Source organism: Pseudomonas sp. 22085 (assembly GCF_052045815.1).
Taxonomy (GTDB): Bacteria; Pseudomonadota; Gammaproteobacteria; order Pseudomonadales; family Pseudomonadaceae; genus Aquipseudomonas; species Aquipseudomonas glycinae.
In genome coordinates this window covers 294919-320444 of the sequence record NZ_JBQEQA010000007.1, presented here as the reverse complement: position 1 = coordinate 320444, position 25526 = coordinate 294919, and the positions used below count along the sequence as shown (strand labels likewise).

General features: G+C 60.7%; 19 protein-coding genes. 14 read left to right on the top strand and 5 right to left on the bottom strand.

Annotated elements, in window-relative coordinates:
* Positions 1 to 91 precede the first annotated feature (91 nt).
* From ACTJK7_RS11490 to ACTJK7_RS11480, 3 genes are read left to right on the top strand one after another with little or no spacing between them, the layout of a single operon-like run.
* Positions 92 to 1057, top strand: a complete 966-nt coding sequence (locus ACTJK7_RS11490) for an L-carnitine dehydrogenase (protein ID WP_440779550.1) — start codon at positions 92 to 94, stop codon at positions 1055 to 1057.
* Positions 1058 to 1112: 55 nt separating this feature from the next.
* On the top strand, positions 1113 to 1589 hold the full coding sequence (locus ACTJK7_RS11485; RefSeq protein ID WP_064380221.1) for a thioesterase family protein: 477 nt from the start codon (positions 1113 to 1115) through the stop codon (positions 1587 to 1589).
* Positions 1590 to 1613: 24 nt separating this feature from the next.
* Positions 1614 to 2777 carry a gamma-butyrobetaine dioxygenase gene (locus ACTJK7_RS11480; RefSeq protein ID WP_108563433.1) on the top strand — a complete coding sequence of 388 codons (1164 nt, stop codon included), beginning with the start codon at positions 1614 to 1616 and terminating at the stop codon, positions 2775 to 2777.
* Between the two features lie 28 nt (positions 2778 to 2805).
* Here the strand turns inward: ACTJK7_RS11480 and ACTJK7_RS11475 are convergent, their stop codons facing one another.
* Positions 2806 to 3732, bottom strand: a complete 927-nt coding sequence (locus tag ACTJK7_RS11475; protein WP_199912992.1) for a hypothetical protein — start codon at positions 3730 to 3732, stop codon at positions 2806 to 2808.
* Positions 3729 to 5057, bottom strand: a complete 1329-nt coding sequence (locus tag ACTJK7_RS11470) for an AAA family ATPase (RefSeq protein WP_440779549.1) — start codon at positions 5055 to 5057, stop codon at positions 3729 to 3731. The genes ACTJK7_RS11475 and ACTJK7_RS11470 overlap by 4 nt, the downstream gene beginning before the upstream one ends.
* 424 nt (positions 5058 to 5481) lie before the next feature.
* Here ACTJK7_RS11470 and ACTJK7_RS11465 point away from each other — a divergent pair, with 424 nt between their 5' ends.
* Positions 5482 to 5745 carry a hypothetical protein gene (locus ACTJK7_RS11465; RefSeq protein ID WP_064380218.1) on the top strand — a complete coding sequence of 88 codons (264 nt, stop codon included), beginning with the start codon at positions 5482 to 5484 and terminating at the stop codon, positions 5743 to 5745.
* A gap of 125 nt (positions 5746 to 5870) precedes the next feature.
* On the opposite strand, the gene ACTJK7_RS11460 is transcribed toward ACTJK7_RS11465, so the two are convergent.
* Entirely contained in the window at positions 5871 to 6974 is a 1104-nt protein-coding gene (locus ACTJK7_RS11460; RefSeq protein WP_011336300.1) for a GlxA family transcriptional regulator, read from the bottom strand.
* A gap of 667 nt (positions 6975 to 7641) precedes the next feature.
* Positions 7642 to 9018: an L-serine ammonia-lyase gene (locus ACTJK7_RS11455; RefSeq protein WP_108563435.1), complete on the bottom strand. Its 1377-nt coding sequence runs from the start codon at positions 9016 to 9018 to the stop codon at positions 7642 to 7644.
* 434 nt (positions 9019 to 9452) lie between these two features.
* On the opposite strand from ACTJK7_RS11455, the gene ACTJK7_RS11450 reads away from it, so the two are divergent.
* From ACTJK7_RS11450 to choV, 3 genes are all read left to right on the top strand, one after another.
* Positions 9453 to 10403, top strand: coding sequence for a choline ABC transporter substrate-binding protein (locus ACTJK7_RS11450; protein WP_064380214.1), 951 nt, complete (start codon positions 9453 to 9455; stop codon positions 10401 to 10403).
* A 77-nt stretch (positions 10404 to 10480) separates the two neighbouring features.
* On the top strand, positions 10481 to 11326 hold the full coding sequence (choW, locus tag ACTJK7_RS11445; protein WP_064380213.1) for a choline ABC transporter permease subunit: 846 nt from the start codon (positions 10481 to 10483) through the stop codon (positions 11324 to 11326).
* Positions 11323 to 12501: a choline ABC transporter ATP-binding protein gene (choV, locus tag ACTJK7_RS11440; protein ID WP_064380211.1), complete on the top strand. Its 1179-nt coding sequence runs from the start codon at positions 11323 to 11325 to the stop codon at positions 12499 to 12501. Before choW ends, choV begins: the two co-directional genes overlap by 4 nt.
* A gap of 210 nt (positions 12502 to 12711) precedes the next feature.
* Here the strand turns inward: choV and ACTJK7_RS11435 are convergent, their stop codons facing one another.
* Entirely contained in the window at positions 12712 to 14652 is a 1941-nt protein-coding gene (locus ACTJK7_RS11435; RefSeq protein WP_223290698.1) for a BCCT family transporter, read from the bottom strand.
* A 483-nt stretch (positions 14653 to 15135) separates the two neighbouring features.
* Between ACTJK7_RS11435 and betI the strand changes: the two genes are divergently transcribed.
* The 7 genes from betI (at position 15136) to dbpA (ending at position 25344) form a co-directional block, all read left to right on the top strand.
* A complete protein-coding gene (gene betI / locus ACTJK7_RS11430; RefSeq protein WP_011336305.1) occupies positions 15136 to 15729 on the top strand; it encodes a transcriptional regulator BetI in 594 nt (197 codons plus the stop codon).
* A gap of 108 nt (positions 15730 to 15837) precedes the next feature.
* Entirely contained in the window at positions 15838 to 17310 is a 1473-nt protein-coding gene (betB, locus tag ACTJK7_RS11425) for a betaine-aldehyde dehydrogenase (RefSeq protein WP_064380209.1), read from the top strand.
* 180 nt (positions 17311 to 17490) lie between these two features.
* On the top strand, positions 17491 to 19194 hold the full coding sequence (betA, locus tag ACTJK7_RS11420; protein ID WP_108563436.1) for a choline dehydrogenase: 1704 nt from the start codon (positions 17491 to 17493) through the stop codon (positions 19192 to 19194).
* 280 nt (positions 19195 to 19474) lie between these two features.
* Positions 19475 to 20917: a TldD/PmbA family protein gene (locus ACTJK7_RS11415; RefSeq protein WP_108563437.1), complete on the top strand. Its 1443-nt coding sequence runs from the start codon at positions 19475 to 19477 to the stop codon at positions 20915 to 20917.
* Entirely contained in the window at positions 20917 to 22254 is a 1338-nt protein-coding gene (locus ACTJK7_RS11410; RefSeq protein WP_108563438.1) for a TldD/PmbA family protein, read from the top strand. Before ACTJK7_RS11415 ends, ACTJK7_RS11410 begins: the two co-directional genes overlap by 1 nt.
* A 155-nt stretch (positions 22255 to 22409) precedes the next feature.
* The gene (gene mdtD, locus ACTJK7_RS11405) at positions 22410 to 23837 is read left to right on the top strand and encodes a multidrug transporter subunit MdtD (protein ID WP_011336310.1); all 1428 of its coding nucleotides are present in this window, start codon (positions 22410 to 22412) and stop codon (positions 23835 to 23837) included.
* A gap of 121 nt (positions 23838 to 23958) precedes the next feature.
* On the top strand, positions 23959 to 25344 hold the full coding sequence (dbpA, locus tag ACTJK7_RS11400) for an ATP-dependent RNA helicase DbpA (protein ID WP_007959732.1): 1386 nt from the start codon (positions 23959 to 23961) through the stop codon (positions 25342 to 25344).
* The last annotated feature ends 182 nt before the right edge of the window (positions 25345 to 25526 follow it).

Here is a 25526-nt window from a genome sequence, read left to right as displayed (position 1 = left end):
TTTTTTCTACCGACAGATTTTTCGGTAGTACCGACGCTATCGCGGGCAAGCCCGCTCCCACAGGGTTCTGCGAACTCTTTAGGACATGACCATGAGCTTTATCACCGAAATCAAAACCTTCGCAGCACTGGGCAGCGGCGTCATCGGCAGCGGCTGGGTCGCCCGCGCCCTCGCCCACGGCCTCGACGTGGTGGCCTGGGACCCGGCGCCGGGTGCCGAAGCGGCGCTGCGCAAACGCGTGGCCAATGCCTGGGGCGCGCTGGAGAAAAACGATCTGGCGCCCGGCGCCTCGCAGGATCGCCTGCGCTTTGTCGCAACCATTGAAGAATGCGTGCGCGATGCGGACTTCATCCAGGAAAGCGCCCCGGAACGCCTCGAACTGAAACTGGATCTGCACAGCAAAATCAGTGCGGCAGCCAAGCCGAATGCCCTGATCGGGTCCAGCACCTCGGGTCTGTTGCCAAGCGAGTTCTACGAGAGTTCAACTCACCCGGAACGCTGCGTGGTCGGTCACCCGTTCAACCCGGTTTACCTGCTGCCATTGGTGGAAGTGGTCGGCGGCAAGAACACCGCGCCCGAAGCCGTGCAGGCCGCGATGAAAGTCTACGAATCCCTCGGCATGCGACCGCTGCATGTGCGCAAGGAAGTGCCGGGCTTCATCGCCGACCGCCTGCTCGAAGCGCTGTGGCGCGAGGCGCTGCACCTGGTCAACGACGGGGTGGCGACCACCGGTGAAATCGATGATGCGATCCGCTTTGGCGCTGGCCTGCGCTGGTCGTTCATGGGCACGTTCCTGACTTACACCCTGGCCGGTGGCGATGCCGGTATGCGCCACTTCATGTCGCAGTTCGGCCCGGCGTTGCAGTTGCCGTGGACATACCTGCCGGCGCCGGAGCTGACCGACAAGTTGATCGACGATGTGGTGGATGGCACCAGCGATCAATTGGGCCGGCACAGTATTTCGGCGCTGGAACGCTATCGTGATGATTGCCTGCTGGCGGTGCTTGAGGCGGTGAAGACCACCAAAGAAAAGCATGGAATGAGTTTCAGCGAGTAATCGCATATTGAGCGTCCCACGCAAAGCGTGGGAACGCTCGTGTCTGGAGATAAACATGCCCACCCTCACCACCTACCAAACCCGCATCATCCCCGACTGGGTCGACTACAACGGCCACCTGCGCGACGCCTTCTATCTGCTGATTTTCAGCTACGCCACCGACGCCCTGATGGATCGCCTCGGCATGGACAGCAACAACCGCGAAGCCAGCGGACACTCGCTGTTCACCCTCGAACTGCACCTCAACTACCTGCACGAAGTGAAGCTCGACGCCGAAGTCGAAGTGCGCACGCAGATCATCGGCCACGACCAGAAACGCCTGCACCTCTATCACAGCCTGCACCTGGCCGGCGGTGACAAGGAGCTGGCCGGCAACGAACAGATGCTGCTGCACGTCGATCTGGCCGGGCCACGTTCCGCGCCGTTTACCCCGGACACCCTGGGCCGTCTGCAAGCCATCGTCGCCGAGCAGGCCGATCTGCCCGCTCCCGCTTACATCGGCCGGGTCATCGCCCTGCCCCCAGCCCGGTAAATCCGTCCCTCACAAGGAGCCGCCATGCAAACCGCCGCTGCAGTTGCCGATTTCCGTACTTATCCGTTGATCAGCGCGCTGAACGGCGTGCAGAACCTGGCGGATCGCGTCCTGATCGAATGGGCCGACGGGCGTGTCAGCCCGTTCCACCACGTGTGGCTGCGTGACAACTGTCCGTGTCCGCACTGCGTCTACAGCGTCACCCGTGAGCAGGTGTTCGAAATCATCGATGCGGCTCCCGACCTGACGCCATCCGCGGTGCACATCGACACCGATGGCTGCCTGCGTATCGACTGGCAGGACGGCCACCTCAGCCGCTTCGATGCCGGCTGGTTGCGCGCCCACGCCTACGATGATGAATCCCGCGCCGAACGCCTCGCCGCCAAGCCGAAACCCTTCCTGTGGCGCAGTGATTTGCAGTTGCCGGTGTTCGACTATTCAGCCCTGATGAACGACAACGCCGCGTTGCTGCAATGGTTGCTGGCAGTACGCGATATCGGTCTGACTCAGGTGCGTGGCGTGCCCACCGAACCCGGTTCACTGAAGCTGATCGCCCAGCGCATTTCGTTCATCCGCGAGAGCAACTTCGGTGTGCTGTTCAACGTGCAATCCAGGGCCGACGCCGACAGCAATGCCTACACCGCTTTCAACCTGCCATTGCACACCGACCTGCCGACTCGCGAGCTGCAACCGGGGCTACAATTTCTGCATTGTCTGGTGAACGACGCCGAGGGTGGCGAGAGTATTTTCGTCGACGGTTTTGCGATTGCCGAAGCGTTGCGTCAGGAAGATCCCGCATCATTCAAGGCCCTGTGCGAGATCCCGGTGGAGTTTCGCAACAAGGATCGCCACAGCGACTATCGCTGCCTGGCGCCGATCATCGCCCTGGACGCGCTGGGCCGGGTCGCGGAAATCCGCATGGCCAACTTCCTGCGCGGCGCATTCGACACGTCCGTGGAGCAAATGCCCCTGCTGTATCGCGCTTACCGACGCTTCATCGCCATGACCCGCGAGCCACGTTTCCGGTTCATGCAGCGGCTCAATCCGGGCGAGCTGTGGTGCTTCGACAACCGCCGCACCCTGCACGCACGCAATGCGTTCGACCCGGCCACCGGGGCCCGACATTTTCAGGGCTGCTACATCGACCGGGATGAGCTGCTGTCGCGGATTCTGGTGTTGCAGCGCTAGACCAATGCCTCGCCCCGGCATGAGCGCCTTATTCTCGAGGCTCGTTAGCGACGAAAACGGGTCCCAGGGTTTCAGTAAGGATTTCAGCTGCATAATTGGCAGCACTTAGAGCAAACTCGATAGACGTATCAACTGTGCCTACAGAGATTTCACAAAACTGCGCACCTGTCGACGTAGCAAGATTCATCGCTATTAGCGTTGAAACCACTTGGGAGTCATCGACTTCGGCCCACACTGAAAGCTTCCACCTACGGGAATTCACGTTTGAATTCCCGTTGTTCCTGATCAACTCTCGAACCTTTTGCTGAGCGCCGACACATGCATGGTCGTAAGCTTCCCGTGCTTTTCGCCGAGAAGGCGCAGGACGTTCGGGGGGGCTGGCGAGTGCATCACGCTTTTCGATGGCTGCAGCGATAAGCGGGGCCATTTCCCGCAACCCTTCCAAATCCAGACGCCCTTGCTCGTAGAGCTCCAGCCATTTACGCCTTACTCGGAGCACCCGTTCATCATCACGAATAGGAAGTTGTTGCAGAGTGTTTTCTGCGCGTGCTCGAAAGGCGTCCGGAACGCTGTCTGTGACAACTAATTGTAATGATGGAAGGATAATTTCGAACCAGCCTTCGCCGACTTCAAAAGGATCTAACAAGTCAGCCGAGCGTTTCTTGCTTTTGGAACTATTGATCCATGCATCGACATACCGATAGTTGGACCACTCATATGCCAGTTCGGGGCGCTCATTCCAGCTCGCGGAATGGTCGACAGTTCCGCTGGTTAAAAATATGGCGGCATATCCACAACGGTCATGAAAACCTTCGGCCAGCTTCAACCTGAAGGGAGACCAAAAGTCCCGAGGGCGTTGCGCATCTGGATTCTCTACAAGCCAGGCATTGCCTTTGACGCGACACTTTTCATCAAACCCGGGTGGTTCAACGATCGGATTTTCTACTGGAATCATTTCCTTGAGCCCCTGATCCGGTCTTTATTATTGGAAACAATCCAACGAGGCCAAAACTCGTCAAGCGCCGGGAGTACTCTGACCAACTCGTCATGAATGGCTTTCTGAGTTTTTAAGTTATCTGGTAAGGCGCTTTTCTCGTTCCGCATCCAGGCCTCTGCCGCCTCAATGGCTACTTCAGCGGCAACGGAACGTGCCTGGCGCAAACCGAAAGCATCGGAGACCAGCCAATTCACCACATCACCTTGTTTAGCCCAGAGTTCCTTGGAGATCTTTGCATCATTTTTATGAAGGTTGATGTTGAATACGGCATCGTCGGCCTCATCGAAATCGGGTTCGACAGAGGCGAGTACCAAAGGCGAGTGAGTCGCCACTATCAGTTGCACAGCAACCTTTTCACCCGTCATTGCCTGAACTACCCGCAGTAATGCAGGCACGATGCGTCGCTGCCATTGGGGGTGCAGATGACACTCCACTTCATCGATCAGAAAAATGATTTCTTTGGCAGGATTGATTTTCCTCTGCTTGCAAGCACGCTTGTGACCATTCCATGTCCAAACCAGCATGTAGGCCAGAGCCGCAATTCGACGCATACCTGCAGAGGCATGTACCAGCGGAACATCCTGCCCATACGGCATCCTGAGGGTTGGATACTCGGTCTCGTCAAGCGCCCCGATGTAACAGGGCTCACCTGGTACCAACTGTTCAATGCCCGAAGGCGAGAGTGCATCCAGAGCCCGAGTCAGTTCATCGAACGATGAGTCATTGGCAGTGCGTTGCCAACGAACCCAGTCGTGGATCAACCCGTTGCATATATTGGTCCCTTTCTCGGATATCGCACCCTTCCACACCTGATCGGGAGAAAAGTTGAAGGCGCGAATCTTCTCTTCGGATTCAGCTGCTTGATCGCTCCAGTAATTACGGGCGGGATCCCACGCCGAAAAACTGCCATCGACGCCAGCATAGATCACCACCCCTGGAATCGAAGGACGAGCCTTCTGCTGTCGCCAACTCCCATCCTTGAATGGAATCTCACCTTCTTTGTCGCCCTCCGTCACTTTGCTGAAAGCGAAGCGGATACTGGGTGAGGTCGAGTCTTCCCGTGGAACCGCCTCAACGCCTCTTGCCCATGTTCGAGTCAACACCCACCAGGCTGCATCAAGTAAAAAACTCTTTCCAAGACCATTGTCCCCGGTGATGAAGTTCAAGCGAGGAGCGAACTCAACAGGGCCGAACTTTTCAGCAGGGCCGACGCCTTTAAGGGACAAGAGTTTTAGCATTGCACTACCTTCCGTTTTGCCTGAGAAACCGAGATTCGATCGCATGCGGATCCATTACAGTTTCTTGTCCTCAACACTCATTCGTGGATGATCAAATAAGCGCTGAAATACAGGCATTCCTGTATTTGATTGGAAGCAATGCTAATGCCAAACAACGTTACGTAGCCATCCTTTGGATGTAACAGTGACGAATGAGCGACCTCCTGCATTTCTGACAGGCAAAAAAAACCCCGATACAAGCCGTGACAGGATCGGGGCGAGGGTACTGTTGAGGAGCTGCCGTGGCGAGGGTGACCAAACCTTCGTGAAGCAAGCTGAGGCCAGTGTGCCCACTCCCCTTGCCGGCAAGTTAGCCGAAAACGACCTGTTCATAGCCGTCGCGGCCACTGCGACAAATCGCCCTTGCCGTGCCTGGGCATGCCTACCAGAATCGAGCCACGACCTCCGTTGCCGAAGAAGGATTCGCGTCATGATGTATGCCGATTTGATCGATCAGGAAGACCTGTTGGGCCAGCTCAAGTCGTTGGGTTTTCAAGTGCCGGGAGGTTCAACTGCCGAGCAGGCCTGTGAGTATGCGGTGCGCGGTCTGGATAACGTTCGCGCCTTTGAACTGCGCAAGATGGTCAAGGACATGTACACCAGCGGCGCCAGCATCCAGCCTGCAGTGCGTCAGGCCATCGACAAACAATTGTTGCCGGCATTGGCGCAATACCAACAAACCCATAGCGCCTGACGTTGCTCACCTGATCGTTCCCACACTCTGCGTGGGAATGCCTCAACGGACGCTCCGCGTTCGGCCTTTTGGGACGCAGAGCGTCCCGGGCTGCGTTCCCACGCAGAGCGTGGGAACGATACTTATCAGAGCCTTACACTGGCGAATGTGGATTCGTTGCGTGCCTGACTCAGCGCCGACATCGGCCCGGACAGCGGCGACATCACGATGGCCTGCGGCAGCGGCATCATCGCCACCTGCTGGGTGGTGTTGGAGCCGACGCGCTCGTCACGCGGCGGAATGCCGAAGTATTCGCGGTAGCACTTGGAGAAGTGCGGCGTCGACACAAACCCGCAGACCGACGCCACTTCGATGATCGACATCGGCGTCTGCTTGAGCAGTTGCCGCGCACGGATCAGGCGCAGCTTGAGGTAGTAGCGCGACGGCGAGCAGTGCAGGTATTTCTGGAACAGGCGCTCGAGCTGGCGACGGGACACGGCGACGTACACCGCCAGTTCGTCGAGGTCGATCGGCTCCTCCAGGTTGGCTTCCATCAGCGCGACGATTTCCTGCAGTTTCGGCTGGTTGGTGCCGAGCATGTGCTTGAGCGGCACGCGCTGGTGATCCTGTTCGTTGCGGATGCGTTCGTAGACGAACATCTCGGAGATCGCGGCGGAGAGTTCACGGCCGTGATCGCGGCTGATCAGGTGCAGCATCATGTCCAGCGGTGCGGTACCGCCGGAGCTGGTGAAACGGTTGCGGTCGAGGGTGAACAGACGGGTGCTCATCGCAACGCGAGGAAACGCTTCCTGCATCGCCGCCAGACATTCCCAATGCACGCTGCAATCGAAACCATCGAGCAGGCCGGCGCAGGCCAGGGCCCAACTGCCGGTGCACACCGCACCGAGGCGGCGCGACTGACGCGCCTGGCTTTGCAGCCAGGACACGTGTTCACGGGTAACCGTGCGCTGAATGCCGATCCCGCCGCACACGATGACGGTGTCGAGGGCCGGGGCTTTGTGCATGGAGGCGTCGGGGGTGATCTGCAGACCGTCACTGGCCCAGACCTGGCCACCATCGACAGTGAGGGTGGTCCAGCGATACAGCTCGCGACCGGACAACTGGTTGGCCATGCGCAGGGGTTCGACTGCGGATGCCAGGGAAATCAGCGTGAAATTGTCCAGCAGCAGAAAGCCGATGGATTGAGGCGCACGGTTCTGGGGTTGAGCCCCGGAGTTGAACGACGTCATCGCGGTATCTCCTCACACAAAGCGGGTGATGGCCTCAGGCGGAGGCTCTTGTTATCGCCATCGTTCTCTTGCGTGAGACGGGCTTTGTTATGACAGAGCAATTGCCATGCCTAAAATTGAATGGCTGTTCAATAACTCCTGAAAACGACGTCGCGACGCGTCTATACAAGCGCTCCGATGAGAGGTGATTCGAAGTGCCATCAGCGGCCGCGAATGCCCTGCCCCGGAGCGTGTGAGCAAATCGGTAGCACTTGTGGGAACTGGCCTGCGCACGATTGTCCTACAGTGTCACCGCAGGCACAGGTGACGGACGGTAGCGCCTTCGAATCAGGCGCTGGAGGTGGGAAAGGCTCTTATCTGATAACGACGCGCCAAAAGGTGGCGCGTTTTGATTCCGGTGTGCACTTAACGCGCAGTTTTGACTGGTCCGGCCTCATCGCTGGCAAGCCAGCTCCCACAATTGAGCGGGTTCCTCTGCCGGAATGCGATCGAATGTGGGAGCGGGCTTGCTCGCGAAGGCCACACCTCAGATTTACTGACTCAACATCCAACCGCGGCCTCATCGCTGGCAAGCCAGCTCCCACAGTTTGTTTGGTGTTGCTGCTATTTTGGTAACACCTCAAAACCCTGTGGGAGCTGGCTTGCCAGCGATTGGGGCGACCAGGTATCAGCATTCCACCGCGCTGACCGCCAACCCGCCCCGCGATGTCTCTTTATATTTGTCATGCATGTCGGCGCCGGTATCGCGCATGGTGCGGATCACCCGGTCCAGCGAAATAAAGTGCTGACCGTCCCCGCGCAACGCCATCTGTGCCGCGTTGATCGCCTTCACCGCCGCAATCGCATTGCGCTCGATGCACGGCACTTGCACCAGGCCACCCACGGGATCGCAGGTCAGGCCGAGGTTGTGTTCGAGGCCGATTTCCGCCGCGTTGCACAACTGCTCAGGACTCGCGCCGAGGATTTCCGCCAGCCCTGCCGCCGCCATCGCACAGGCCGAACCGACTTCACCCTGACAGCCGACTTCAGCGCCGGAGATCGAGGCGTTCTTCTTGCACAGAATCCCCACCGCTGCGGCGCCGAGGAAGTAATCGACCACGTTGGCGTCGGTCACCGCCTCGCTGAATTTCATGAAGTAGTGCAGCACTGCCGGAATGATCCCCGCGGCGCCGTTGGTGGGTGCCGTGACCATGCGCCCGCCGGCGGCGTTTTCCTCGTTCACCGCCAAGGCGAACAGGTTGACCCACTCCATCGCGCTGAGGGTCGAGCCGATCACGTTGGGCTTGTTCAATTCCTGAAGGCTGCGGTGCAACTTCGCCGCGCGGCGGCGCACGTTGAGGCCGCCGGGCAGGATGCCTTCGTGCTTGAGGCCCTGCTCGACGCAATCCTGCATCGCCCGCCAGAGTTTCATCAGCCCGGCGCGGATTTCTTCTTCGCTGCGCCAGACCCTCTCGTTGGCCATCATCAATTCGGCCACGCGCAGGTTGTGGGTCTTGCACAGTTCCAGTAACTCCACCGCGCTGGAAAAATCGTAAGGCAACTCGGTGCGATCCAGATCCACCACACCGCTGGAGGCTTGCGCCTCGTCCACCACAAAACCGCCGCCTACCGAATAGTAGGTGTCGCGATGCAGCTCGCCGTGATCGCCTTCGGCAACCAGGGTCATGGCGTTGGGATGGAACGGCAGGTTCTCGTCGATCAGGCGCATGTCCCGGCCCCATATAAAGGGCACCGACAAACGACCGTCGAGCAACAGCGTGTGGGTTTCGCGCAGGGCCTGAATCCGCGGGCCGATCTGCGACGGGTCGATCGCGTCCGGCCACTCGCCCATCAGGCCCATGATCACCGCGTTGTCGCTGCCGTGACCGACACCGGTGGCCGACAGCGAGCCGAACAGCTGCACCTCGATGCGGCGCACCTGCTCCAGTAGATATTTGTCGCGCAACGACTCGACGAACAGGGCGGCGGCGCGCATGGGCCCGACGGTGTGGGAACTGGAAGGGCCAATGCCGATTTTGAACAGGTCGAAAACGCTGATAGCCATTGCTGCAGAGCTCCTGAGAGTGCCGGTCCGGGGCGTGAAACGCCCGCTGGCGGAGCTGCTACGCTCAAGCTGCGATCCGCCGGAATGCCCGCATCATCAGGCTTTTCCCGGGTCGTTCGGCGTCTGACACCGACGTACTCATGCCCACCAACGCCGTGCCGGTTTCAGCCCGTGTTTTCGCCGTTTTTATGCGGTTCAGATGGCCAGAAAGGGCAGAAAAAAGCTGTAAACGACGTCACTGACACTGGATGCGACCATCCCTGTACTGGATACGACGCACCCTGTAGGCGTCAGATTTTCACTGGTACATGATCGTATCGACTCGATTGCAAGGCGCTGCGGTAGAGCTGTCTCCAGAACGCCATCCAACCGCAACCCATAAGTGCGGTGGTCCAATCGGAACACTGCCAAAAAAAACACCAAGGAGTCCATTCATGAAAGGTTCCCCGTCGTTGTTGTTGGCCGCCATGCTGAGTCTGCCGTTACTGGCTCAAGCCGCAGAACCGGCGCAGTGCAGTACCGTGAACTTCTCCGATGTCGGCTGGACCGACATCACCGCAACCACCGCCACCACCTCCGTCGTGCTTCAGGCCCTCGGCTACAAGACCAAGACCACCATGATTTCCGTACCCGTGACCTACAAGTCGCTGGCCGACGGCAAGAACATGGACGTGTTCCTCGGCAACTGGATGCCGACCATGGAAAACGACATCAAGGCCTACCGCGACGCCGGCACCGTGGAAACCGTGCGCACCAACCTCAAGGGCGCCAAGTACACCCTCGCCGTTCCGCAAGCCTTGTATGACAAGGGCCTGCACGACTTCGCCGACATCGCCAAATTCAAGAAAGAACTCGACGGCAAGATCTACGGGATCGAGCCGGGCAACGACGGCAACCGTCTGATCCAGAGCATGATCGACAAGAACGCCTTCGGCCTGAAAGACGCCGGCTTCAAGGTCGTCGAGTCCAGCGAGGCGGGCATGCTGTCGCAGGTCGATCGCGCGCAGAAACGCGACACCGCCGTGGTGTTCCTCGGCTGGGCGCCGCACCCGATGAACAAGCGCTTCAAGATTCAGTACCTGACCGGTGGTGACGATTTCTTCGGCCCGGATTTCGGCGCCGCCACCGTGGCGACCAACACCCGCAAGGGCTACGCCGAGGAATGCAGCAACGTTGGCCAGCTGCTGAAAAACCTGGAGTTCACCGTCGACATGGAAAGCGAACTGATGGGCAACATCCTGGACGACAAGATGAAGCCTGACGCGGCCGCCAAGGCCTGGCTGAAAAAGAATCCACAGGTGCTCGATACCTGGCTCGCTGGCGTGACCACCATTGACGGTAAACCTGGCCTGGAGGCCGTTAAAGCCAAACTCAACCAGCCTTGAATTAGAGAGCATCGCTTATGCCGGACGGCCTAAGCCGTCCGGGCTGTTTATTTCCTTGCATGCGGACGTTCACTACCATGCTGATTGATCAGAAAATCCCTTTAGGCCAGTACATCGCGGGCTTCGTTGAATGGTTGACGCAACACGGCGCCAACACCTTCGACGCAATCGCCGTGACACTGGAAACGATGATCCACGGCGTGACGTTTGCGCTGACCTGGTTCAACCCGCTGGTGCTGATCGGCCTCATCGCCCTGCTGGCCCACTTCATTCAACGCAAATGGGGCCTGACCGCGTTCGTGGTCGCCTCCTTCCTGCTGATCCTCAACCTGGGGTACTGGCAGGAAACCATGGAAACCCTCGCCCAGGTCATGTTCGCGACCCTGGTCTGCGTGGTCATCGGCGTGCCGCTGGGCATCGTCGCCGCGCACAAACCGATGTTCTACACTTTGATGAGGCCGGTACTCGATCTGATGCAGACCGTACCGACCTTCGTTTACCTCATTCCTACCCTGACCCTCTTCGGGCTGGGCGTGGTGCCGGGCCTGATCTCGACGGTGGTGTTCGCCATCGCCGCGCCGATCCGCCTGACCTACCTGGGCATCCGCGATGTCCCGGAAGAACTGATGGACGCCGGCAAGGCCTTCGGCTGCTCGCGTCGCCAACTGCTTTCACGGATCGAACTGCCTCACGCCATGCCGAGCATCGCTGCCGGCATCACCCAGTGCATCATGCTGTCGCTGTCGATGGTGGTGATCGCGGCACTGGTGGGCGCCGACGGACTCGGCAAACCGGTGGTCAACGCACTGAACACTGCTGATATCGCCCTGGGCTTCGAAGCGGGCCTGGCGATCGTACTGCTGGCGATCATGCTCGACCGTATCTGCAAACAACCCGACGCCAAAGTAGGGGGTGACGCATGAGCATTATTCGCTTCGATAACGTTGACGTTATCTTCGCCAGGGATCCACGCGAGGCGCTCAAGCTGCTGGATCAGGGCATGACCCGTAACGAGATCCTGAAAAAGACCGGGCAGATTGTCGGCGTTGAAAAGGCCAGCCTGGATATCGAGAAGGGCGAGATCTGTGTACTGATGGGCCTGTCCGGCTCCGGAAAATCCAGCCTGCTGCGCTGCATCAACGGCCTCAACACCGTGAGCCGCGGCAAGCTGTTCGTCGAGCACGAAGGCAAGCAGATCGACATCGCGTCCTGCAGCCCTGCCGAACTGAAAATGATGCGCACCAAGCGCATTGCGATGGTGTTCCAGAAATTCGCCCTGATGCCCTGGCTGACCGTGCGCGAAAACATCAGCTTCGGTCTGGAAATGCAGGGCCGCCCCGAGAAAGAACGCCGCAAACTGGTCGACGACAAGCTTGAGCTCGTGGGCCTGACCCAGTGGCGCAACAAGAAGCCCAACGAGCTGTCCGGCGGCATGCAGCAGCGTGTCGGCCTGGCCCGCGCACTGGCGATGGACGCCGACATTCTGCTGATGGACGAACCGTTTTCCGCCCTCGACCCGCTGATCCGTCAGGGCTTGCAGGATGAGCTGCTGGAACTGCAACGCAAGCTGAGCAAGACCATCGTGTTCGTGAGTCACGACCTCGACGAAGCGCTCAAATTGGGTAGTCGCATCGCGATCATGAAAGACGGCCGGATCATCCAGTACAGCGTGCCGGAAGAGATCGTGCTCAACCCGGCGGACGATTACGTGCGCACCTTCGTCGCCCACACCAACCCGCTGAACGTGCTGTGCGGTCGCAGCCTGATGCGCACCCTGGACAACTGCAAACGCATCAACGGTTCGGTGTGTCTGGATCCGGGCGGCGATTCGTGGCTGGACCTGGCCGAGGGCAACACCATCAAGGGTGCGCGGCAGAACGGTTCGGTGCTGAACCTGCAGAACTGGGCGCCGGGGCAAGCCGTGGAAGGGCTGGAGCGCAAACCGACGCTGGTGGACTCGAACATCGGCATGCGCGACGCGTTGCAGATCCGTTACCAGACCGGCAACAAACTCGTGCTTCACGACAACAACCATGTGGTGGGGATTCTCGGGGACAGCGAGCTGTATCACGCACTGCTCGGGAAGAACCTGGGGTAAAGAGTACAGATGCAAAAACGCCGCGAGAGATCGCGGCGTTTTTGTTTTGATCGTTCCCACGCTCTGCGTGGGAATGCAGCCCGGGACGCTCCGCGTCCCATTGGTGCCAAGCGTGAAATCGGCAGCGTGGCTGGAACGCGGAGCGTCCCTTGAGGCATTCCCACGCAGACGGTTCGACGCCTCGACGTGGGAACGATCCTGAATTACAACTCAGCTATAGACCCGGCCAAGGAGCTGCCGATGGCTTTCAAACTGATCGAGCACATCGCGCGTGATCTGATCCTGTGTAAAGCCCATCAGGTCGTAGTCCTGGCTGCCGTTGTGCAGGTACACCTCGGCGCGGTAGAAACGCTGGCGCGCTTCATCGGACTGGACCGACTCGCTCGGGGTCGCCAGGTAGCCGTCCAGGCTCACTTCGTAGACAAAAGGGTTGCCCTCTTCCATCTCGACCCGCACGCCCATGCAGCGCTTGGACTTGCCCAGCAGCGTCTGCACTTCCAGACCCTGTGCACGCATTTGCGCAGCGGCATCTTCCAGTGCCGGGCTGACGTGCTTGTCCATGAAGCGCTGAACCACCGATTGGCTCGGTTGCAGATCCAGCTGGGTCAGGCGCTCGCTGAAACCACGACGACCGCGTTCAGCCAGTTGCGCCTGCTCCTGTTCGATCTGCATGTCCTGGCGCATCGCCTTGTGCAGGCCGAACATGAAGCACACCAGCACCACCGAGAACGGCAGACCGGCCAGCACCACCATGGTCTGCATGGCTTCGAAGTTACCGGCGAACAGCAGGCCGATGGTCACCAGCGTGATCACGACCGACCAGAAGATCCGCAGCCAGTGCGGGGCATCTTCGTCGACGTTGCCGCCCTTGCAGGACAGGTTCGCCATCATCACCGCGCCGGAGTCGGCCGGGGTCAGGAACAGCACGAAACCAACAAAGATCGAAACACCGATCACGACTTTCGACGCCGGGTAGTGTTCCAGCAACTGATAGATCGCCATCGACGGCTGTTCCAGCGCCGTCTTGCCCAGTTCCACCGCGCCCTGGTTCATCACCAGATCCAGCGCCGAGTTACCGAAGATCGACAGCCACGCCAAGGTGAAACCCAGCGGAATCAGCAACACGCCAGCCACCAGTTCACGCACGGTACGACCACGGGAAATCCGCGCGATGAACATGCCGACGAATGGGGCCCAGGAGATCCACCAGGCCCAGTAGAACAGCGTCCACAGACCCAGCCAGCGGTCGGATTTCTCGCTGTCGCCTTCATAGACGTACAGGTCGAAAGTCTTCAGCACCACGCCGTTGAGGTAGTCGCCGATGTTCTGCACGAAGCCATTGAGCAAGTGCAGGGTCGGGCCGAACAGCAGAACGAAAATCAGCAGGCCGCTGAACAGGATGATGTTGAGGTTGGACAGACGACGGATGCCGTTTTCCACACCGGACACGGCAGCGATGGTCGCCACGGTGCTCATCACGATGATCACGATCAGCAGATTGGTGTTGCTGTGTTCCATGCCGAACAGGTTTTCCAGGCCCGAGGACACTTGCAGCGAGCCGATCCCCAGGTTGGTCACCAGACCCAGCAGGGTCACGAACATGCCGAAGCCGTCCACCGCATGACCGGCTGCGCCCTTGACCCAACGCTCGCCCACCAGCGGGTAAAGCGCCGAACGCAGGGCCAGCGGCTGGTTATGACGGTAAGCGAAATAGGCCACGGCCAGACCGACCAGCGCGTAGATCGCCCAGCCGTGCAGGCCCCAGTGCAGGAAGGTCAGCTGAACCGCCTGACGTGCCGCCATGTTGGTGGCCGACGCGCCTTCCGGCGGATTGAAGTAGTGATCCAGCGGCTCGGAGGCGCCAAAGTACAGCAGCGAAATACCGATACCCGACGAGAACAGCATCCCGGCCCAGGCGCCGTAGCTGAAGTCCGGGGTGTCGTCCTTGCTACCCAGTTTGAGTTTGCCGTAGGAGGAAAACGCCAGGCCCACCACAAACACCAGGTAAGCGGCGATCACCACCATGTAGTACCAGCCGAAGCTGCGGGACAACCAGGCCTGAGCCACTCCCAGCATTCTGCCGGCCTCTTGCGGGGCGATGATCAGAATGGCGGTCAACAACAGAATCAGCGCGGTAGAGGTGTAGAACACCCAACCGTTGACCGTCACCTTCTCGGGCGGGGTCTTTATTAGCGAGGCAGAACTCATGGCACAAATGCTCCAGGCAGTGCGAGAGAAGAACACAAGGCAACACGGAACCCGACCAATCGGTTAGTTGGCAGCCGACCGGCGGGTGATATAAAGACACCCCGAAAAAAGCCCGAACCTGCAGAGTTGGCACCGCGAATCGCCGTCGTGGCCGAGGCTTGGACGTTCATCCGAAACCTGGCCTTGAGCGTCTTGCCCATTCAACACGTCCATCGAACGTCGAACCGCGCCTTGCCCCGCGCAGGTTTCGAGCATTTTCGGATGTCGGTTTTATCGCCACTTACACGTAGGAAAAATCTGTAGGCAGCGACGATTTGTCGCAGATCTTATTCTTTGTTGATTGAACGTTCAATCAAAACAAAATAGACTGGCCCTCAATCCGATCGGCGTTTGTCGTCCGTCGGAAGGCCTAAGGAGATGTGCAAGATGCCCAAGGTCGGTATGCAACCCATCCGCCGCCAACAACTGATCGAAGCCACTTTGCAGGCGGTTGATCAGGTCGGAATGGGGGACGCCAGCATTGCGCTGATCGCCCGTTTGGCCGGTGTCTCGAATGGCATCATCAGTCACTATTTTCAGGACAAGAACGGCCTGATTGCCGCCACGATGCGGTATCTGATGAGCGTCCTCAGCGAGAACGTCACCGCGCGCCGTCAGGCGCTGGCAGACAGCAGCCCCCGGGCGCATCTGCAGGTGATCATCGAAGGCAACTTCGACGCCAGCCAGGTCAATGGCCCGGCAATGAAAACCTGGCTGGCCTTCTGGGCCACCAGCATGCACCAGCCGTCTTTGCACAGGTTGCAGCGGATCAACGATCACCGTCTGTATTCCAACCTGTGCTGCGAGTTCCGCCGTGTGTTGCCGCTCGAAGATGCGCGCACCGCCGCCCGTGGACTGGCAGCTCTGATCGACGGCTTGTGGTTGCGCGGCGCGCTGTCGGGAGACGCTTTCGACACTGCGCAGGCGCAACAGATCGCTTACGAATACATGGATTTCCAATTGGCCAAGCAGGTGAGCTAGAGCACAGAAAAAACGCTCGGCCCCTGAACTGTCACCGACCAGCGATGCCACAGCTACATGGCTCACCCGGTGACCAACGCCAACCACTAATGCACTTGCGAGGACACTATGGCCCGTTTCGAACTGCAAAAACTCTACATCGATGGCGCGTACTCCGACGCCGGCAGCGATGCCACCTTCGAAGCCATCAACCCGGCTAACGGTGAAGTCCTCGCACTGGTACAACGCGCGACCAAGGAAGACGTCGAGCGCGCTGTGGTCAGCGCCGAAAAGGGCCAGAAAATCTGGGCCGCGATGACCGCCATGGAGCGTTCGCGCATCCTGCGTCGCGCCGTCGACATCCTGCGCGAGCGCAACGATGAACTGGCTGCCCTGGAAACCCTGGACACCGGTAAAGCCTTCTCCGAAACCAAATACGTCGACATCGTCACCGGCGCCGACGTACTGGAATACTACGCAGGCCTGGTACCCGCCATCGAAGGCGAGCAGATCCCGCTGCGTGACACTTCCTTCGTCTACACCCGTCGCGAGCCGCTGGGCGTCGTCGCCGGTATCGGCGCGTGGAACTACCCGATTCAGATCGCCCTGTGGAAATCCGCTCCAGCCCTGGCGGCCGGTAACGCGATGATCTTCAAGCCAAGCGAAGTCACCTCGCTGACCACCCTGAAACTGGCCGAAATCTACACCGAAGCCGGCGTTCCGAACGGTGTGTTCAACGTGCTGACCGGCAGCGGCCGTGAAGTCGGCACCTGGCTGACCGAGCACCCGCGCATCGAGAAGATCTCTTTCACCGGCGGCACCGACACCGGCAAGAAGGTCATGGCCAGCGCTTCGGCTTCGTCGCTCAAAGACGTGACCATGGAACTGGGCGGCAAGTCCCCGCTGATCATCTGCGACGACGCCGACCTGGATCGCGCCGCCGACACCGCCATGATGGCCAACTTCTACAGCTCCGGTCAGGTCTGCACCAACGGCACTCGCGTGTTCGTGCCGAGCCACCTGAAAGCCGCTTTCGAAGCCAAGATCGTCGAGCGCGTTGCCCGCATCCGCGTTGGCAACCCGGAAGACGAAAACACCAACTTCGGCCCGCTGGTCAGCTTCCCGCACATGGAAAGCGTGCTGGGCTACATCGCCAAGGGTAAAGAAGAAGGCGCCCGCGTTCTGTGCGGTGGCGAGCGTCTGACCGACGGCGAATTCGCCAAAGGCGCGTTCGTGGCTCCGACCGTGTTCACCGACTGCACCGACGACATGACTATCGTCCGTGAAGAAATCTTCGGCCCGGTGATGGCGATCCTGAGCTACGAAACCGAAGAAGAAGTGATCCGCCGCGCCAACGACACCGACTTCGGCCTGGCCGCCGGTATCGTCACCCGCGACCTGAACCGCGCCCACCGCGTGATTCATCAGCTGGAAGCCGGTATCTGCTGGATCAACGCCTGGGGCGAGTCCGACGCAAAAATGCCGGTTGGCGGTTACAAGCAGTCGGGCGTGGGCCGTGAGAACGGCATCAGCTCGCTGAACAACTTCACTCGCATCAAATCGGTACAGGTCGAGCTGGGCGATTACGTCTCGGTGTTCTAAGACCCGAGTCTCGTATTGCCTGCGAGGGCCTCTTCGCTGGCAAGCCCGCTCCCACAGGTTTGGGGTCGTCCATCAAATCCGTGGCAACTCCCAATCCCTGTGGGAGCTGGCTTGCCAGCGATTCGAGTGCATAGCACTCGCCGAGGCCCGATCTGACCACATCTAAAGAGGGTGCATTCAATGTCCCAAGAATTCGATTACATCATCGTCGGTGCCGGCTCTGCCGGTAACACCCTGGCGACCCGTCTGACTGAAGACGAAGGCGTCACCGTCCTGCTGCTCGAAGCCGGCGGCCCGGACTACCGTCTCGATTTCCGCACGCAGATGCCGGCAGCCCTGGCATTCCCGCTGCAAGGCCGTCGCTACAACTGGGCGTACGAAACCGATCCAGAGCCACACATGGACGGTCGCCGGATGGAATGCGGTCGCGGCAAGGGCCTTGGCGGCTCCTCGCTGATCAACGGCATGTGCTACATCCGTGGCAACGCGATGGACTACGACGGCTGGGCGAAACTGCCAGGCCTGGAAGACTGGTCCTACCTCGATTGCCTGCCGTATTTCCGCAAAGCGGAAACCCGCGACATCGGCCCGAACGACTACCACGGTGGCGACGGCCCGGTCAGCGTGACCACCCCGAAAGCGGGCAACAACCCGCTGTTCCACGCCATGGTTGAAGCTGGCGTGCAGGCCGGTTACCCGCGTACCGAAGACTTGAACGGCTACCAGCAGGAAGGCTTCGGCCCGATGGACCGCACCGTGACGCCGAACGGCCGCCGTGCTTCCACCGCCCGTGGTTACCTGGACGTGGCCAAGAAGCGTTCGACCCTGACCATCGTCACTCACGCCCTGACTGACAAGGTTCTGTTCGAAGGCAAGCGTGCCGTTGGCGTGCGTTACCTGGTCGGCGCCGCTGAAGAACGTGTTGAAGCCCGCGCCCGCAAGGAAGTCATCGTGTGCTCCGGCGCGATCGCTTCGCCGCAACTGCTGCAACGCTCCGGCGTCGGCCCGGCGAAACTGCTGGAAAGCCTCGACATTCCGGTGGTTCACGATCTGCCGGGCGTCGGCGAAAACCTGCAGGATCACCTCGAGCTGTACCTGCAATACGCCTGCACCCAACCGGTCTCGCTGTACCCGTCGCTGCTCTGGTACAACCAGCCAGCCATCGGTGCCGAGTGGCTGTTCAACGGCACCGGCATTGGCGCCAGCAACCAGTTCGAAGCCGGCGGTTTCATCCGTACCCGTCCGGAATTCGAGTGGCCGAACATCCAGTATCACTTCCTGCCGGTGGCGATTAACTACAACGGCAGCAACGGTGTGAAAGAGCACGGTTTCCAGGCGCACATGGGTTCCATGCGTTCGCCGAGCCGCGGTCGCGTCCAGGTCAAATCCAAGGACCCGCGCCAGCACCCGAGCATCCTGTTCAACTACATGGCCACCGAGCAGGACTGGCAGGAGTTCCGCGACGGCATCCGCCTGACCCGTGAAATCATGCAACAGCCTGCACTGGACGCCTTCCGTGGCCGCGAAATCAGCCCGGGCATCGAAGTGCAAACCGATGAGCAGCTGGACAAGTTCATTCGCGAGCACGCCGAAACCGCGTTCCACCCGTCCTGCTCGTGCAAGATGGGCACCGACGAAATGGCAGTAGTGGATGGCGAAGGCCGCGTGCATGGCATGCAGGGTCTGCGTGTGGTCGATGCTTCGATCATGCCGATCATCACCACCGGCAACCTGAACGCGCCGACGATCATGATCGCCGAGAAAATCGCCGACAAGATCCGTGGCCGCCAGCCGTTGCCGCGCAGCAACGCACCGTACTATGTCGCTGGCGATGCGCCGGTGAAAGGCAAGGCGATGCGTGATGTGAGTGCTGTTGCTCAGTAAACCGTAATACCGCGTCACGGCTAATCGCTGGCAAGCCAGCTCCCACAGGTTTTGCGTCGTTCACAGATTCTGTGACCACCAAAAAACCTGTGGGAGCGGGCTTGCCCGCGATGAGGCCATGCAATTCACTGCAAATTCTCCTGCTTCACAGTAAATCCTCCGACACCCCCTCTTCACTTGATCCTACACCCCACGCAGGCCTACTCTAGTCCTCGCCCAATCGTTCCCCCTCCCCGCCGAATTCGCTTTGCCGCTGCTCCCATGACAAGGAGGTTCCCTGATGTTCGATTTCCACCCCCAGCTCAAGCAGCGCTTTGCTGCCTTGCGCACGGGCGCCGAGTTTTTTTCCCTGCGGTATGTACGCGAATCCGGCCAGTACCTGTCGGTGCGCAAGAACGTTGCCGAACCGCCGAGCCTGAGCCGCGACGAAGGCGCGATGCTCACCGTCCGGGTCAACGGCGTCGAAGCCTACGCCGCGACCAATGACCTGTCGCAACAAGGCCTGCAAGCCGCCCTCGAGCGTGCCGAACAACAGGCCCGGCGGATCAAACCGCACGCCCTGCTCGACTTGAGCAAGCAGCCGGTGTCCAGCGACCGCGCCGATTACTTTTCACCCAATCTGGAACAACCCTTCCCGTCCCTGAGCGAATGCTTCGAGCTGCTCGGCGCGGAATCCGCCTCGGTGCCAAAGGATGAGCGCCTGGTGAACTGGGAAGTGAGCATCGGCATCACCCACGTCGAACAGATCTACCTGAGCAGCGCCGGCGCCGAATTGCGCCAAGCCCAGCGTTTCGTCTATCCGGGCCTGAGCGTCACCGCCTACGACGGTAACGACAGCCAGACCCGCAGCCTCGGTCGCGAGAACTTCGGCCAGCAGGGCGGCGCCGATGTGATCAGCCGTTGCGGCCTGATCGGTGCCGGCCCGCAAGTCGCCGATCAGGCGCTGCAACTGCTGCTCGCGCCGAACACCCCGCAAGGCCCGCGCGATTTGCTGCTGATGCCCGACCAGATGATGCTGCAGATCCACGAATCCATCGGCCACCCGCTGGAGCTCGACCGCATCCTCGGCGACGAGCGCAATTACGCCGGCACCAGTTTCGTCAAAGCCTCGGATTTCGGCAGCCTGCAATACGGCTCGAAACTGCTCAACGTGACGTTCGATCCGGGCATCCCGGAAGAACTCGCCAGCTACGGCCATGACGACGAAGGCACCGCCGCCAGCAAGCAATTCCTGATTCGCGAAGGCCTGTTGGTCCGTCCATTGGGCGGTGCCTTGTCGCAATTTCGCGCGGGCCTGGACGGCGTCGCCAACAGCCGCGCCTGCGGCTGGAACCGCCCACCGATCGACCGCATGGCCAACCTCAACATCGAGCCGGGCGACCAGCCGCTGGAGCAACTGATCGGCGGCATCGAAAACGGCATTCTGATGAGCACCAACCGTTCCTGGTCGATCGACGATGCACGCAACAAATTCCAGTTCGGCTGCGAATGGGGACAGTTGATCGAAAACGGCGAACTCAAGGGTGTAGTGAAAAATCCAAACTACCGGGGCATTTCCGCGCACTTCTGGAAGAGCCTGCGCGCCGTCGGCAACGCCGGCACCACAAAGGTGCTGGGCACGCCGAACTGCGGCAAGGGCGAACCTAACCAGGTGATCCGCGTCGGCCACGCTTCGCCGGCCTGCGTGTTCAGTAATGTAGATGTGTTTGGGGGAGACGCCTGATGAGTATTTCCAAGAACCCGTCCGAGGCGTTCAAGGTGCTGGTCAACTGGCTGCACGATGCCGTGCGCGAGCCGGAACAGTTCACCCTGAGTTACGACGCCGAATCGTCGGCCTTCGTCCGCTTCAACCACGCCAGGGTGCGTCAGGCCGGGCAAGTGCAGCAAGCCGGTATCGGTCTGAAACTGATCGACGACGGTCGCCATGCCGACCTGCACATTACCCTGTCCGGTGAGCAGGCCACCGACCTGCAACGCCTCGCCGAAGGTTTGCAACAACTGCGCGAAACCCTGCCGCTGCTGCCGCAGGATCCGTACCTGTTGCTCAACCACAACGGCTGGCAGAGCCAGAATGTGCAGGAGCATCCGCTGCCGGACACCGAGCAGGTGGTGGCGGAAATCGCCCAGGCGGCCGAAGGTCTGGATCTGGTCGGCTTCTATGCCGCCGGGCCGATCAGCCGTGGTTTTGCCAGCTCTTCCGGCGCTTTCGGCTGGCATCAGGCCAACAGCTTCAACTTCGATTTCAGTCTGTTCCATGAGAACGGTGAAGCGGTGAAAGCCAGCTACGCCGGGCATGACTGGAACAGCGAAGACTTCGCCAGACGCATCCAGCAGGCCCGCGAACAACTCGAGTTTCTCGGTCGACCGCTGCGCACCCTGCCGCCCGGCCAATACCGCGCCTATCTGGCGCCCGCAGCCCTGGAAGAAATCATGGGCATGTTGTGCTGGGGTGGTTTCTCGGCGCAGTCGATTGCCAGCAAGAGCAGCCCGTTGCAGAAGCTGTATGCCGGCGATCAGGCGTTCAGCCCGCTGGTGTCCCTCGACGAGAAAGTCAGCGAATCGCTGAGCCCGGCGTTCTCCGGCGAAGGTTATCCGCGCAGCGATCTGCGGCTGATCATCGAAGGCAAGGCAGGTGACCAGTTGGTGGGTTCGCGCAGTGCCGCCGAGTACGGTCTGACGGCCAACGGTGCCGGCGGTGGCGAATCGCCGAGCGCGCTGAACATGGGCGCAGGTGACCTACCCCAGGCCGAGATCCTCAAGCAGTTGGGCACCGGGCTGTATATCAGCAACCTGTGGTACCTGAACTTCTCCGATCAACCGGCGGCGCGCCTGACCGGGATGACCCGGTTTGCCACCTTCTGGGTCGAGAACGGCGAGATTCAGGCGCCGGTCAGCACCATGCGTTTCGACGACAGCGCCTACAGCCTGCTGGGTTCGCAGCTGGAAGCGTTGACCGCCGAGCGCGAGCTGCTGCTGTCGGCGAGCACCTACAGCCAGCGCAATACCTCATCGGCGCTGTTGCCGGGGGCGCTGGTGAGCCGATTGACACTCACTCTCTGAACTGATCGTTCCCACGCTCTGCGTGGGAATGCATCCCGTGACGCTCCGCGTCACTTTACAGCGGACGCAGAGCGTCCGTTGAGGCATTCCCACGCGGACGGTTCGACGCCTCGACGTGGGAACGATCAATCATCCAACAACCCACAAGAGGTTCCATGCCCAACCGCCCGCCTCTCGACGCCATCACCGCCCGCTGGTTGCCATGGGTCGTCGCCATCGCTTTCTTCATGCAGTCCCTCGACGGGACCATCCTCAACACCGCCCTGCCGGCCATGGCCAGGGATCTGGCCGAGGACCCGCTGCGCATGCAGGGCGTGATCATCGCCTACATGCTCACCGTGGCCCTGCTGATTCCGGCCTCGGGCTGGATCGCCGACCGCTTCGGCACCAAGAAAATCTTCTTCGGCGCGATCCTGCTGTTCAGCCTCGGCTCGCTGCTCTGCGCCTTGTCGAGCAGCCTGAGCATGCTGATCGGCGCGCGGGTGATCCAGGGCCTCGGCGGTGCGCTGATGCTGCCGGTCGGACGCCTGGTGGTGCTGCGCGCCTACCCGCGTTCGGAACTGGTGCGGATCATGGGCTTCATCACCATTCCCGGCCTGCTCGGCCCGCTGATCGGTCCGACCATGGGCGGCTGGATGGTCGAATACCTGACGTGGCACTGGATCTTCCTGATCAACCTGCCGGTCGGCGTCATCGGTTGCTACGCGGTGTGGAAATTCATCCCCGACCTGCGCGGCACCGAGCGTACGCGTTTCGATAGCCTGGGGTTCCTGCTGTTCGGCGCGGCGATGGTGCTGATCACCATCGCCATGGAAGGCCTCGGCGAACTGCACCTGCCGCACCTGCGAGTGATGCTGTTGTTGTTCGGCGGCATGGCATGTCTGGCGGCGTACTGGCTGCGCGCCGGGCACATTGAAAACCCGCTGTTCGCGCCGTCGCTGTTCAAGACCCGCACCTTCGCGGTCGGCATTCTCGGCAACCTGTTTGCCCGACTGGGCAGCGGCGCCCTGCCGTTTCTGGTGCCGTTGCTGCTGCAAGTGGCGCTGGGTTATTCGCCGTCCCAGGCCGGGATGAGCATGCTGCCGCTGGCGGCGGCCGCGATGGTTGCCAAGTGGGGCGCGCGGCCACTGATCGAGCGCTTGGGCTATCGCATCGTGCTGACCGGCAACACCCTGCTTCTGGGAATCATGCTGGCGAGCATGGGGCTGGTCAGCGAGCAGACGCCGTACTGGCTGCTGCTGTGCCTGCTGGCGGTTCTCGGCGCGATCAACTCGCTGCAATTCACCGCGATGAACACCGTGACCCTGATCGATCTCGACGACGCCAGCGCCAGCAGCGGCAACAGCCTGCTGTCGGTGGTGGCGCAGTTGTCGCTGAGCCTCGGCGTGGCGTGCGCCGGTGCACTGCTTGGCGGCTTTACGGCGGAAGTCGGCAACGACGGCGTTGAGACCGTGTTGGGCGCATTTCAGCTCACGTTCGTGACCGTGGGGATCATGGCAATGCTGGCGGCGACGATTTTCTCGCAGCTGTCGAAAGAGGACGGAAGGCGCGCCAAACGCCGGGAAGAACATATCGAGCATTGACCGGGGTCTGCGTGGCGAGGGAACCGGCCCTCGTCACAGGCTTTGCGTTCGTCCAGAACTTTCGAGGAAAGTGGCCAGAGGCTGCTACACTGCGCGACATTTTGTTTTGCAGGCCAGTCCCGTGACCACCATCGCCACCGCTTTTAATACTTTGCCGCTGTCCGCCGCCATGCTGGCTAACCTCGACTCCCTCGGTTATGCCCAGATGACGCCGATCCAGGCGCAGAGCTTGCCGGTGATCCTCAAGGGGATGGACCTGATCGCCCAGGCCAAGACCGGCAGCGGCAAGACCGCCGCGTTCGGCATCGGCCTGCTGAACCCGATCAATCCGCGCTACTTCGGTTGCCAGGCACTGGTGATTTGCCCGACCCGCGAACTGGCCGACCAGGTCGCCAAGGAAATCCGTCGTCTGGCCCGCGCCGAAGACAACATCAAGGTCCTGACCCTGTGCGGCGGCGTATCCTTCGGCCCGCAGATCGGCTCGCTGGAGCACGGCGCGCACATCATCGTCGGCACGCCGGGGCGCATCCAGCAGCACCTGCGCAAGGGTTCGCTGGTCCTCGACGGCCTTAACACGCTGATCCTTGACGAAGCCGACCGCATGCTCGACATGGGTTTCTACGACGCCATCGAAGACATCATCGAACAGACCCCGGCCCGTCGTCAGACCCTGCTGTTCTCGGCCACCTACCCGGTGGGCATCAAGCAACTGGCGTCGAAGTTCATGCGCGATCCGCAAACGGTCAAGGCCGAAGCGTTCCACGACGACACCCAGATCGAGCAGCGCTTCTACGAGATTTCCCCGGAAGAGCGCATGAGTGCGGTGACCAAGGTCCTGCATCACTTCCGCCCAGCCTCCACCGTGGCCTTTTGCTTCACCAAGCAGCAGGTTCAGGAAACCGTCGATCACCTGACCTCCAAAGGCATTTCCGCCGTCGGCCTGCACGGCGATCTGGAACAGCGTGACCGCGATCAGGTGTTGGCGATGTTCGCCAACCGCAGTACTTCGGTACTGGTTGCCACCGACGTTGCCGCCCGTGGTCTGGACATCGATGCACTGGACATGGTGATCAACGTCGAACTGGCCCGCGACTCGGAAATCCACATTCACCGCGTCGGCCGTACCGGTCGTGCCGGCGAGAAAGGCATCGCGGTCAGCCTGGTGGCGCCGTCCGAAGCGCACCGCGCGCAAGCCATCGAACAACTGCAGAAGACCCCGCTGAACTGGGATCAGGTGGACAACCTCAAGTCCCAGGGCGGTGCCCCGCTGCAACCGCCGATGAGCACGCTGTGCATCGCTGGCGGGCGTAAGGACAAAGTCCGTCCGGGCGACATTCTCGGCGCACTGACCGGCGAAGCCGGCATCCCGGGCGCCCAGGTCGGCAAGATCGCGATCTTTGACTTCCAGTCCTATGTGGCCGTCGAGCGCACCGTGGTCATGCAGGCGCTGCAGCGTTTGAACAACGGCAAGATCAAGGGTCGTTCGCTGCGCGTCCGGGTTTTGTAAGAACGCTTAAATGATCGTTCCCACGTCGAGGCGTCGAACCGTCCGCGTGGGAATGCCGCCATGGACGCTCTGCGTCCGCNCGCTTTTAAATCGTGACGCGGAGCGTCACAGGATGCATTCCCACGCAGACGGTTCGACGCCTCGACGTGGGAACGATCTGCATGGTCATTGTGTGAGGACAC

Excerpts from the sequence above, each read along its gene's own strand:
- betB (WP_064380209.1), top strand. The coding sequence starts at position 15,838 with ATGGCCCGTTTCGAACTGCAAAAACTCTACATCGATGGCGCGTACTCC.
- ACTJK7_RS11410 (WP_108563438.1), top strand. The coding sequence starts at position 20,917 with ATGAGTATTTCCAAGAACCCGTCCGAGGCGTTCAAGGTGCTGGTCAAC.
- ACTJK7_RS11480 (WP_108563433.1), top strand. The coding sequence starts at position 1,614 with ATGCAAACCGCCGCTGCAGTTGCCGATTTCCGTACTTATCCGTTGATC.
- choV (WP_064380211.1), top strand. The coding sequence starts at position 11,323 with ATGAGCATTATTCGCTTCGATAACGTTGACGTTATCTTCGCCAGGGAT.
- ACTJK7_RS11475 (WP_199912992.1), bottom strand. The coding sequence starts at position 3,732 with ATGATTCCAGTAGAAAATCCGATCGTTGAACCACCCGGGTTTGATGAA.
- mdtD (WP_011336310.1), top strand. The coding sequence starts at position 22,410 with ATGCCCAACCGCCCGCCTCTCGACGCCATCACCGCCCGCTGGTTGCCA.
- choW (WP_064380213.1), top strand. The coding sequence starts at position 10,481 with ATGCTGATTGATCAGAAAATCCCTTTAGGCCAGTACATCGCGGGCTTC.
- ACTJK7_RS11490 (WP_440779550.1), top strand. The coding sequence starts at position 92 with ATGAGCTTTATCACCGAAATCAAAACCTTCGCAGCACTGGGCAGCGGC.
- ACTJK7_RS11450 (WP_064380214.1), top strand. The coding sequence starts at position 9,453 with ATGAAAGGTTCCCCGTCGTTGTTGTTGGCCGCCATGCTGAGTCTGCCG.
- ACTJK7_RS11465 (WP_064380218.1), top strand. The coding sequence starts at position 5,482 with ATGATGTATGCCGATTTGATCGATCAGGAAGACCTGTTGGGCCAGCTC.
- ACTJK7_RS11455 (WP_108563435.1), bottom strand. The coding sequence starts at position 9,018 with ATGGCTATCAGCGTTTTCGACCTGTTCAAAATCGGCATTGGCCCTTCC.
- ACTJK7_RS11415 (WP_108563437.1), top strand. The coding sequence starts at position 19,475 with ATGTTCGATTTCCACCCCCAGCTCAAGCAGCGCTTTGCTGCCTTGCGC.
- ACTJK7_RS11460 (WP_011336300.1), bottom strand. The coding sequence starts at position 6,974 with ATGACGTCGTTCAACTCCGGGGCTCAACCCCAGAACCGTGCGCCTCAA.
- betA (WP_108563436.1), top strand. The coding sequence starts at position 17,491 with ATGTCCCAAGAATTCGATTACATCATCGTCGGTGCCGGCTCTGCCGGT.
- ACTJK7_RS11470 (WP_440779549.1), bottom strand. The coding sequence starts at position 5,057 with ATGCGATCGAATCTCGGTTTCTCAGGCAAAACGGAAGGTAGTGCAATG.
- ACTJK7_RS11485 (WP_064380221.1), top strand. The coding sequence starts at position 1,113 with ATGCCCACCCTCACCACCTACCAAACCCGCATCATCCCCGACTGGGTC.
- betI (WP_011336305.1), top strand. The coding sequence starts at position 15,136 with ATGCCCAAGGTCGGTATGCAACCCATCCGCCGCCAACAACTGATCGAA.